We start from the raw sequence: 13,282 nt of genomic DNA, 5'->3' as shown, positions 1-13,282 counted from the left end.
ATAAATAACTTCACAAATGCAGGGACTATTAGCACGACGTTTAATAACTCTAATAGTAATGGGACTGGTGGAGGGACAATCACTCAGCTTAATAATACGGGGACTATTACTCCGCTGGTAAGAAATGGTCAAACAGGGACTATTGGGACTCTTACTAATAGTGGGACTATCACTGGTGGGGTTAGAAATTTTAATACCATAACTACCTTGAATAACCAAGTAGGTGGGACTATCACGAGTTATAATAATGGCGGCTCCTCTAGTAGCTCTGGGAATACTGGGACTATCACTAATGCAGGAACCATTACAACTATCACTAATGAAAATGCTGCAAATAGGACAAACACTATAGGAACGCTTAATAATACAGGCACCATTACCACTATCACAAATACAGGGCAGCGCTCACTCATCACTAGCCTTCAAAATACTGGGAATATCGCTACTTTAAGTAATAATCCTAATGCCAATATCACTACATTAACCAACAACAGAACCATAACCACTCTTAACAATAATATTAATGCCAATATTGGGACATTGAATAATAATGGCAGCGTTGCTAATAACTTTACCAATAATGGTATGATAAACAGATTAAATAACCAAACAAACGGGAATTTTACAAACTTCACAAACTCTGGGACAGGCAGGATTACGACGCTCACTAATGAAGGCAATATGAATAATGGTATCACCAATCAAATGGGTGGGACTATCAATACTCTTGCTAATAGAAACGCCCTAAGCTCTCTTACTAATAGTGGGACTATAGGGAGCGCGACCAATGAGAATGGGGCAACGATAACAAACCTAACCAATAATGCCAATGCAAGTATCACTAACTTGAATAATACCACAGGTAGCACGATAACCACGCTTACTAATAATGTGAATGCACAGATTGATACCCTTCAAAATGCTGGGACTATGACAAATGCTTTAGAAAATAGCGGCTCTATCGATAACCTGCAAAATACTAACACAGGTCTGATGAATGGGCTGAATAACCGCTCAACAGGAAACATTACCACCCTAGAGAATCAAGGGACTATCAATACTACCCTCGACAATGATGGCACGATAAATACGCTTACAAATAGCCAAACTATTAACACGATAGATAATAGCAATCTCATTACGAATCTTACCAATCAAAATGCTGGGAGCATTAATAGCATTACCAATCAAAATAATGCAGAGATAACAAGCCTCACAAATACAGGGACAAACTCTGTCATTACTAGCCTAGATAATTTAGGCACACTCACACAAGGCTCTAACTCTGGACAGATAACTACCTTGAATAATGAATCTACCGGGAATATAAATGACTTCACTAACCAAAGTGGAGGGCAAATACAGAACTTTAATAATAATGGTGGGAGTGTCGATACCTTTACCAACGCTAATGGGGGGAGCATAGCTACCTTTACCAATAATACACAGGGTAGTGTTACTACGCTGGAGAATGCTGGGACTTTAACCAACTTCAATAATCAAACTAATGGCTCAATCGATAGTATCACCAATACTGGCACGATGACTAATGGGCAAAATAGCGGGAGTATAACTGACCTTACCAACGACACGGGAGGCACGATAGCTGACTTTACAAATAATAATGGCGGGGATATAGCAAATCTTACCAACAGCGGAGGTAACTTTCAAACCTTTACGAATAATAGCTCAGTGCAAAATGCCACAAATACCGGCACAATGGGAACAATTACAAATACCAATAAGATTGACTCCCTTGATAACCAAGCCGGAACAATCACAAGGATAGATAATCAAAACACGATAGATACCTTGCAAAATCAAACAGGAGCGACCATAACGACCCTTGATAATAGCGGGAATGTAACCAATGACTTCACAAACGATGGGACTATCACTGCTCTTAATAACCAAAGCATAGGGATCTTACTTAACCTCACAAACTCTGGCACGGGAAATATAGGCACGCTTACCAATAATGGCACGCTCACAGGTGGGATTACTAATCAAAATGGCGGGAGTATAACTAAAATCATTCAACAAAGCACCACAGCTCTTGATTCTATCACCAATAGCGGCACGATAACAGAGATAGAAAACACCACGACAACTACGACTATTACCAATAATGCAAATGCAACTATTGACACTATTACGAATAACAATACCATTAGCGATATCAACAATAGCGGGAACGTAACGACTATTAATAATAATCAAACGATTACTTCTCTTACCAACAATCAAGGCGCGACAATAGACACTATCAGCAATAATGCTAATAGCACGATTAGCACTTTAACCAATGATGCCGGAGCGAATATCACAACGCTCAATAACTCCGGAAGTGTAACAAACGCCTTTGAAAATGAGGGAAATGTAACTAGCCTTAATAACCAAAATGGCGGCTCTTTCCAAGATGGTATCACCAATAAGAGCGGTGGGGAGATCACTAATCTTACCAATGATGGCACGATTACTAATGGAATCACTAATGAGAGCGGTGGGGAGATCGGTACATTAACCAATAATCAGCAACTTCCTAAAGTCGATAATAGCGGAGAGATTACAACGTTGGATAATAATAGCACTATTACGGAACTATTCAATAGGCAAAATGCCCTTATCACCACACTGGATAACTCTGGCAATATCACTAATGACTTCCAAAATGCCGGGAGCATTGTTACGCTTAATAATGAAAATAACGGCACCATTAATAATCTCCATAATAATGCCACAGGGAGCATTGTTACGCTTAATAATGATGGGAATCTCACCGGAGGGATTACCAATGAAGCAAATGGCGCAGATAAAGGCACGATAGGAACAATCAATAATCGCCAAAATATTGACTTTATCGATAATAGCGGGAATATTAACGATGTGAATAATGCCGCTCAAATACAGCGAGTGGAGAATAAAAATGGTGGAGAGATAGCAAATCTTAATAACACAATTGCGGCAGCTACAATAAATTCTGTTGATAATACAGGCACGATAAAAGACGGGAATAATGAGGGGACAATCACAGATTTTAATAATGAAATTGATGGTGTCGTAGAAAACTACACGAATAACAATCAAATCAATAACTTTAACAACAATGGCGGCGAAGTGCAAACTATCACTAACGCAACAGGTGGCACGATAACTGACTTTACCAATGCCACACAAGGGAGAGTAGAGAATCTTAATAACGCTGGGAGTCTTACTAATCTTAATAATCAAAACACCGCTACAATGGAGACAATCACTAATACCGGCACAATTACCACAGGGAGCAATGAAGGCACGATAACAAATTTAACCAACACCGGAAATACTGCAAGAGTGGAGACCTTTAATAACAATGCCGGAGGAAATATCGCTGCTATCAATAATAGCAATGGCGCGACCTTTGAAACGCTCACCAATAATGCCACGATTGACAATGTCAATAACTCCGCTACGATGGAGAATGTAACTAATAACTCCCAAATTAATACTTTTAATAACCAAGCAAACGGGAATGTAACGAATCTTAATAATGAAGCCCAAGGGACAATCGATACTATCACTAACGCAAATAATGGCACAATTAATACTATCGATAATAAAGGTAATGTAACCAATGCCTTTGATAACCAAGGGCAAGTAACCACTATTGAAAATACCGGAACCTTTAATGAGATAAATAATAAGAGCGGTGGGGAAATCACCACGATAAATAATGATGGCACGATTACTAATGGCATTACTAATGAACAAAATGCACAAATTACTACGATTGAGAATAACTCCGCTCTCTCGTCTATCAATAACTCTGGGGAGATTACAAGTGTAAATAATAATAATACTATTACTGATATTACAAATTCTGGCACAATAAGCACTATTGATAACACTACCGGTAACACGATAGAGAGCATTAATAATACCGCGCAAGGCACAATTACTACGCTAGAAAATAGCGGGAGTATCACTAATGCCTTTGAAAATGCCGGGACGGTAGATACGCTTAATAATAATACTGGAGCGAGCTTTGATGCAGGGATTACCAACCAAAATGGTGGGAATATAGGCACACTTACTAATGATGGCACTATTACCAATGGTATCACTAACGAATCTGGCGGGAGCATTACTACTATTGCCAATAACAATAACCTCTCAAGTATCACAAATGAGGGTAATATCAATTCTATCACTAATACCTCCACTATCACTAATATTAATAATAATGCCGGAGAGATAGGGCAGATAGAGAATCAACAAAATGCCACAATTACGGATTTAACCAATGAAGATGGCGCAAAGATAACCACATTAGATAACTCTGGGACAATCACCAATCCTTTTACTAATAAAGGAGAGATAACCAATCTTAACAATAATACTAGTGGAACGATGAATGGCTTAACCAACTCCAGCACCGGAAGCATTGATAATATTACTAATGAAGGGAATCTCGCAGGGACACTTACAAATGAATCTGGTGGGAACATTGGGACAATCACCAATAACAGCGATATAGATGGTATAGATAATACCGGCACAATCACCAATATCGATAATAGCGCGAATATTACGACTATTACCAACCAAAATGGCGGGGTGATTACCAATATTGACAATAAAGCTAATGCGAGTATTACGACCTTTGATAATAGCGGGGAAGTAACCAATGACTTTACTAATAATGGAGAAATCATAACCTTAAATAACAATGCCACAGGAAGTATGAATAATCTTACCAATGCTACCAATGCAAGTATTGGCACTCTAACCAATGAGGGCACACTTAATGGCGGGATTACAAACGAAACTAACGCACAAATCGATGATATTATTAATAAAGCCACACTTGATACGATTACAAATAGAGGGAGCATTAATAATAAAATCACCAATGAAAGCAATGCAAGCATTACAAAAATCGATAACCAAGCTGGTGGGAGCATACAAGAAGTAGAAAATCAAGCAAATGCTAGCATTACTACATTTGATAATGCTGGAATCGTGCAAAATGACTTTACAAATAATGGAGAGATAACCAATCTTAATAACCTAAATGGCGGGACTTTAAATAATCTTACCAACTCTGGGACTGGGCATATAGGGACTCTCACTAACGAGGGAAACCTCACAGGTAAGATTACCAATGAAGCCAAAGACCCTAATACCCAAAATGGTGGGACAATCGATAATATCATTAATAAAAATAATCTCGCAGGGATTGAGAATAGCGGCGAGATAACAAGCATTAGCAATGAGAATAACTCCACCATTACAGACATTACAAACAACACCGATGGTAACATTGGCACTCTTACCAATACCACAGGAAGCACGATAACCACCATTACCAATAACCAAAACGCCACGATTGATAAGATTGACAACCAAGGTAGTGTAACCAATGCCTTTGACAATCAAGGTAGTGTAACCAATCTCCACAATAGTAACGGAACATTTAATCAAGGCATTACCAATCAAAATGGTGCGACTATCACAGAGCTTACTAATGATGGCACTATAAATGTGGGAATCACAAATGAGAGTGGCGGGACTATTGGCACGATTACCAATAACCAAGATATAGATAAGATAGATAATAGCGGGGAGATTACAAAGGTAGATAATAGCGCAAATATCACTGATATTGAGAATAAGCAAGGCGGGACAATAGAAAATTTGAATAACATTGCTGCAAACGCTACAATGGGGACTATTAGCAATGATGGCACGATTAAAGGTGGGGATAACCAAGGGACTATTACCACATTTGATAATACTAGTAATGGCGTTGTGGAGAACTTCACAAACAGCTCTCAAATCAATAGCTTTAATAACAATGGTGGTGAAGTGCAGAATCTTACCAATGCAGCCGCAGGCACGATAGCTGACTTTACTAACGCTGCTCAAGGTAGTGTAAATAATCTTAGTAACGCCGGGACACTCAAGAATCTCAATAATGAACTCCAAGGGCAAATCGATACAATAGGAAATACGGGCACTATCGAAAATGGACAAAATCGCGGCACGATTACGACGCTGGATAACCAAAATGGCGGGACTATCGACCAATTTACCAATAACAATAACGCTACGATTACTAACCTTAATAACAACGCCGGGGCAACTATTACAACCTTTAATAATGATGGATTGATTGATAATACCTTTAGCAATGCCGGGAAGGTAGAGGCTTTTAATAACAATACCGATGGGCGCATTAATGGCAATATCATTAATCAAAATGGCGGAGAGATTACTACGATTAAAAATGATGGGGAAATCATAGGTGGGGGTATCACCAACGAAAATGGCGGCACAATTACCACTATCATCAGTAATAATGACCTCTCACAAATTGAAAATACCGGTAATATAGGCACTATTGAAAATAATGCCACTATTACTACGATTAATAACCAAAATGGCGGCACAATTACAAAAATCGATAACACCGCCAACAATACGATTACAACGCTTAACAATGAAAATGGTGCAACTATCACAGAGATAGCCAATGCCGGGAATATAACTAATGCCTTTGAAAATCAAGGAAATGTAAGCACAATAAATAACACCGGAGACTTCCAAAATGGTATCACCAATAAGGATGGCGGGAGTATCACTACGATTACAAATGATGGGAGTATCACTGGAGGGATTACCAATGAATCCCAAGGGAATATTGGCAAAATTGAAAATAATCAAGATATAAGCAATATTCGCAACTCTGGCACGATTACAGAGATAGAAAATAATGCTACGATTACAGAGCTCACTAATAATCAGGGTGCTACTATTGGCACATTTAACAATAATGATGAAGTAACCAATGACTTTAGAAATGAGGGGACTATTACTACGCTCAATAACAATCAAGGCGCGACATTAAATAATCTCACCAACGCTGGGAGCGGTAACATAGGCACTCTCAAAAATGAGGGAAACCTCAATGGCACGCTCACTAATGAAAATGGTGGCACTATTGACACGATTGATAATCACAGCACTATAACCCAGATTGAGAATCAAGGCACAATAGATGATTTAAATAATCAAACCACAGGCACTATTACTACGCTCAATAACACCGGAACAATCACAAATGACTTCACCAATGAGGGCACTATTACCACACTCAATAACCAAACTGGTGGGACAATGAATAATCTCACCAATGCAAGTGGAGCAAATATTGGCACACTTACGAATGATGGCACGCTCAATGGGGGAATCACCAATAAAGACCAAGGCACTATCACTAAGATTGAAAATAACGCCACGCTTGGCACGATAACCAATGAAAATCGCGGCACGATAACAGATATTACTAATAATGACGGAGCGCGTATTGATACTATCAATAACGCTGGAGAAATTACCAATGACTTTAGAAATGAGGGGACTATAACCACACTGCATAATCAAGCCACTGGAGAGATGAATAATCTCACTAATACCGGCACGGGTAACATAGGCACAATCACCAATGATGGCTCTCTCACCGGGAAGATTACCAATGAAGCCCGAGCGCAAGGCTCACAAAATGGCGGGACTATCGGCACGATTAATAATAATAATGACTTAGAGGGCATTGATAATAGCGGGAACATTACCACGATCAACAACGATAATAATGCCACCATCACAGAGGTTACTAATAATAATGGCGCGACTATTGATAGTATGAATAACAAACAAGGTAGCACGATAGAGACTATTACAAATAATCAAGGAGCTACCATTAATAGCATTGATAATGATGGCACGATTACTAATAAATTTGAAAATGAGGGTAATGTCGGGACGATTACCAATGATGGCACTTTCCAAGATGGTATCACCAATAAGGATGGCGGGAGTATCACTGATATTACCAATAATAATACGATTACTGGCGGGATTACCAATGAAGCAAATGCCACGATTACTACGATTAATAACAATAACAACCTAGCGAGTATCGATAACCAAGGCAATATTACTGATGTGAATAATACCTCTAGCATTACAGATATCAATAACAGCGGTACTATTGAAAACCTTAATAACACAGACGCCGCAGCTACAATAGATTCTATCAATAATACAGGCACGATTAGAGGCGGGAATAATGAGGGGACAATCACAGATTTTAATAACGAGACAGCAGGGGTAGTAGAGGATTTTACCAATAGTGGCACACTCACAAACTTTAATAATAATGGCGGAGAAGTGCGAACTATCACTAACGCACAAAATGGGACAATCAATAATTTCACTAATAGCACCCAAGGGCGGGTAGAGAATCTTAGTAACGCTGGGACAATGAATAATCTTAATAACCAAACCAACGCCCAAATTGAGACAATCACCAATACAGGAACGATTACTAATGGGACAAATGAGGGAGATATAACTAACCTTACCAATGCTGCCAATGGAACTATAGAGAACTTTACTAATAATGCTACGATTAATAATTTGAATAATCAACAAGATGGCACGATAAAGACATTTGATAATAGTGGGCGCATTGATAATACCTTTAGCAATGCGGGGAAAGTAGAAAACTTTAATAACAATACTGGAGGGCAAATCACCGGAGATATTATTAACCAAAATAGCGGTGTGATAGATAATCTTACTAATAATGGCACCATTACTGGCGGGATTACTAATGAAAGTGGCGGGGAGATTGGCACGATTACGAATAATAGCGATATTACAGAGATTGATAACTCTGGCACAATCACCAAAGTAGATAATAACGCCACGATTACAGATGTGTTTAATAAAGCTAACGCGACTATAAATGAATTTAGTAATCAAACCCAAGGCAGGGTAACCAATGAATTTAATAACGAAGGCACGGTTACTACATTAAATAATCAAGGGGCATTTGATCAAGGCATCACCAATAAAAATGGTGGGGCGATTACTGACCTTACCAATGATGGCACAATTACTAATGGTATCACTAATGAAAGTGGCGGGGAGATTGGCACGATTACGAATAACCAAAATATAGATAAGATAGATAATAGTGGGAACATTACAAAGGTAGATAACAATGCTACGATAACTGAACTTACTAACGTTGCAAATGCAAAGATAGAGACTTTTGATAATCAAGGCAACGTAACTAATGCCTTTACAAACGAGGGAACAATAGATAATCTCAATAATAATACCGGCGGAACATTGAATGATGTAACCAACGCCGGGACAGGTAACATAGGCACTCTCAAAAATGAGGGCACACTCAATGGCACTCTTACCAATGAAAATGGGGGCACAATAGGCACAATTGATAACTCTAGCAACATTACAAGGATAGATAATCAAGAGGGTGGGACGATTACTAACCTCAATAACAATGCCACCGGGCAAATAGATGTGTTTGATAATAGCGGAAGCGTAACAAATGATTTTAGAAATGAGGGGCAAATAACTACGCTTAATAACAATGCCACAGGAAGTATGAATAATCTTACCAATGCCACCAATGCAAGTATCGGCACTCTAACCAATGAAGGCACACTCACAGGTGGGATTACCAATGAGACAAACGCACAAATTGATAGCATTATGAATAGAAACGACTTAGATACGATAAATAACGCCGGAACTATTACTTCTATCGCCAATGAATCGGGTGCAACCATTACTACGATTAATAACCAAAGCACAGGAGATATTACAGATATTACCAATGCAGTAGATTCAACCATTGAGACCTTTACTAACGCTGGAACTGTGCATAATGACTTTACCAACGATGGCACGATTACTACCCTTAATAATGAAACCACAGGAAGCCTAAGTAATCTTACCAACTCTGGAACTGGGCATATAGACACACTCACCAATGAAGGCACACTCACAGGAGGCATTACTAACCAAAAAGGCACAACTCCTGATGGCGGAAAGATAGATCACATCATTAATAAAAATGACTTAGCAAACATTAATAATAGTGGAGAAATTACCTCTATCTCTAATGAAAATGGCGCAACCCTAACAGAAATCATCAACCAAGCAGATGCAAATATTGGCACAATTACTAACCAAAATAACAGCACAATAACCACGATTACCAATAACCAAAACGCCACGATTGACAAGATTGACAATCAAGGCAATGTAACAAATGCCTTTGAAAATCAAGGGCAAGTGAATACTCTCCACAATAATAACGGAACATTTGATCAAGGTATTACCAATAAAAATGGCGCGACCATTACTACACTTACTAATGATGGGACTATAAATACAGGAATTACAAATGAAAATAACGCGACCATTACTACCATTCAAAATAATCAACAACTTGCTAAGATTGATAATAGCGGGGAGATTACCACGATTGATAACACTGCCAATATTACAGATATTAACAATATGCAAGGTGGGACGATTACTAACCTAAACAATACCGCCACCGGCACAATGGATTCTGTGAATAATGAGGGCAGTATCAATGGCGGGAATAACCAAGGGACAATTACCACATTTGATAATAATATCAATGGGGTCGTTAATGGGCTTACTAACTCTGGCACGATAACTGATTTTAACAATAATGGGGGAGAGGTAACACGTCTCACTAACGCAACAGGTGGCACAATAACTGACTTTAACAACGCTGCTCAAGGTAGTGTAGGAGAACTCATCAATGCCGGAACGATAGCGACATTTGGGAATGAGACCAATGGGCAAGTAGATTCTATTATAAATACCGGCACGCTTACAAACGGGAGAAATGATGGCGATATTACGACCCTTACGAACAGCACAGATGGGACTATTAATCAATTTACTAATAATGCTACGATTGATACTTTGAATAATGAAGTCAATGCCACGATAGGGACATTTGATAATAATTCACAGGTGCAAAATGACTTTACCAATAGAGGCACGATTACGACGCTTAATAACAATCAAGGCGGGACACTCAATAATCTTACCAATGCTGGAACAGGGACTATTGATAAACTTACCAATAATGGCACACTCGTAGGGGGGATTACAAACGAAAATAACGGAAACATTAAAGAAATTGAAAATAATCAAAACATTGATAAGATTGATAATAGTGGGACAATCGGTGATGTAACCAATAATGCGACCATTACTGAAGTGATTAATAATGCTGGAGCGGAGATTAATAAGTTTGCAAATACTACAAATAGTGAGGTTACACAAGAATTTGCCAATTATGGCACTATAAAGGAAATTGACAATGATGGCACATTTACCAATGGCATTACCAATAAACAAAGCGGGACTATTGAAGCCATTACCAATGATGGCACAATCACAAGGGGAATCACCAATGAGAGTGGCGGAACAATCGGCAATATTACCAACAACCAAGACTTAGATAAAATCGATAACAGCGGGAGTATTACAAAAGTAGAAAATAATGCGACTATTACCGAGCTTACCAATAATGCTAATGCCACGATAGAGACATTTGACAATAATCAAGAAGTAGCAAATGACTTTACTAATAATGGCACGATTACGACGCTTAATAACAATACTGCTGGAATCTTGCATAATCTTACCAACTCTGGCACAGGCACGATTACGACGCTTAAAAATGAGGGGCAGCTTGATGGGAAGCTTACCAATCAAACAGGCGGAAATATAGGCACGATAGATAATCATAACGATATAACTGAAATTGAAAATCAAGGGACAATCACAGACCTTAATAACAATAATGGGGCGAGTATCACTACATTAGATAATAGCGGGACAATCACAAATGACTTTACGAATAATGGAAGTATCACTGATTTAAATAACCTTACCGGCGGGACTATGAAGAATCTCACCAATAGCGGCACAGGGAACATAGGCACGATTACAAATGAGGGAACGCTCACAGGGGGTATCACTAATGAAGCAAAAGATCCAAATAGCCCCAATGGGGGAACCATAGGTGATATTGTCAATAAAGCTCAACTCGATACTATTACAAACAAAGGAGAGATTACCAATAAAATCAGTAATGAAAATGGCGCGACAATAAATACGATTAGTAATGAGGCAAATGCCACCATAGGCGAAGTGGGCAATGAAGCTGGAGCGACCATTAGCACATTTAATAATGCTGGAAGTGTGACTGCTGACTTTAGAAATGATGGCACGATTACTAATCTTAATAATCAAAACACAGGGACTTTAAGCAATCTCACAAACACAGGCACAGGAAATATAGGCACTCTCACTAATGAGGGCACTCTCACAGGTGGGCTAACCAATGAGGCTCAAGGACAAATCAATAAGATTATTAACCGCAATACCCTTGATACTATCGATAATAGCGGCACCATTACAGAGATTGAGAATGAAAGCACCATTACTACGATTGAGAATAAGCAAAATGGGACAATCGATAGCCTAAGCAATATCTCTACAACCGCTCAAATAGATTCAGTAAATAACGAAGGCACGATTAGAGGTGGGGATAACAAAGGGACTATTACAACCTTTGATAATACCACTGATGGGGTAGTAGAAAACTTCACTAATAGCGGCACACTCACAACATTTAACAACAATGGCGGGGAAGTGCAGAATCTTACCAATGCAACAGGCGGGACAATCGATAACTTTAGCAATGCCACTCAAGGCAGTGTAGGTAATCTCACCAATGCCGGGACGCTAAAGAATCTCAATAATCAAACCAATGGCACGATGGATGCAATAGCAAATAGCGGCACTATCGAAAATGGACAAAATAGCGGGACGATTACAACCCTTACCAACCAAGCAAATGGAACCATAAACCAATTTACCAATAACAACAATGCTACGATTAATAGCTTGAATAATGAAAAAGACGCTACGATCACCACATTTAATAATGATGGGCTAGTGGATAATACCTTTAGCAATGCCGGTAAGGTAGAAAACTTTAATAACAATACCGATGGGCAAATTAGCGGAAACATTATCAATCAAGGCGGTGGGAAGATAACTAATCTCCTCAATGATGGCACGATTACAGGGGGGATCACTAATCAAACAAATGGCAATATCGGCACGATAACTAACAATAGCAATATAGCTCAAATTGACAATAGCGGAGAGATTACTAAGGTAGATAATAGCGCTACAATCACTGATGTGTTTAACAAACCAAATGCCACGCTCACTGAATTTAATAATAAAGCTAACGCTCAAGTAACTAATGCCTTTGACAATGAGGGGAGTGTAGGCATTTTGCATAATGAGGGTACCTTTACTAATGGAATCACTAATAAACAAAATGGGCGAATCACTACCC

1 protein-coding gene is annotated in these 13,282 nt (G+C 38.8%); it reads left to right on the top strand.

Translation table 11 applies throughout. From position 1 onward, the window contains the following. A partial coding sequence (locus QZ289_RS07660; protein WP_295701224.1) for an S-layer family protein occupies positions 1 to 13,282 on the top strand: 13,282 nt, incomplete at both ends.

Source organism: uncultured Helicobacter sp. (assembly GCF_910577135.1).
In the GTDB taxonomy this organism is placed as follows: domain Bacteria; phylum Campylobacterota; class Campylobacteria; order Campylobacterales; family Helicobacteraceae; genus Helicobacter_C; species Helicobacter_C mastomyrinus.
The sequence above is the reverse complement of the archived record's forward strand: the minus strand, read 5'-3'. Positions and strand labels throughout refer to the sequence as shown.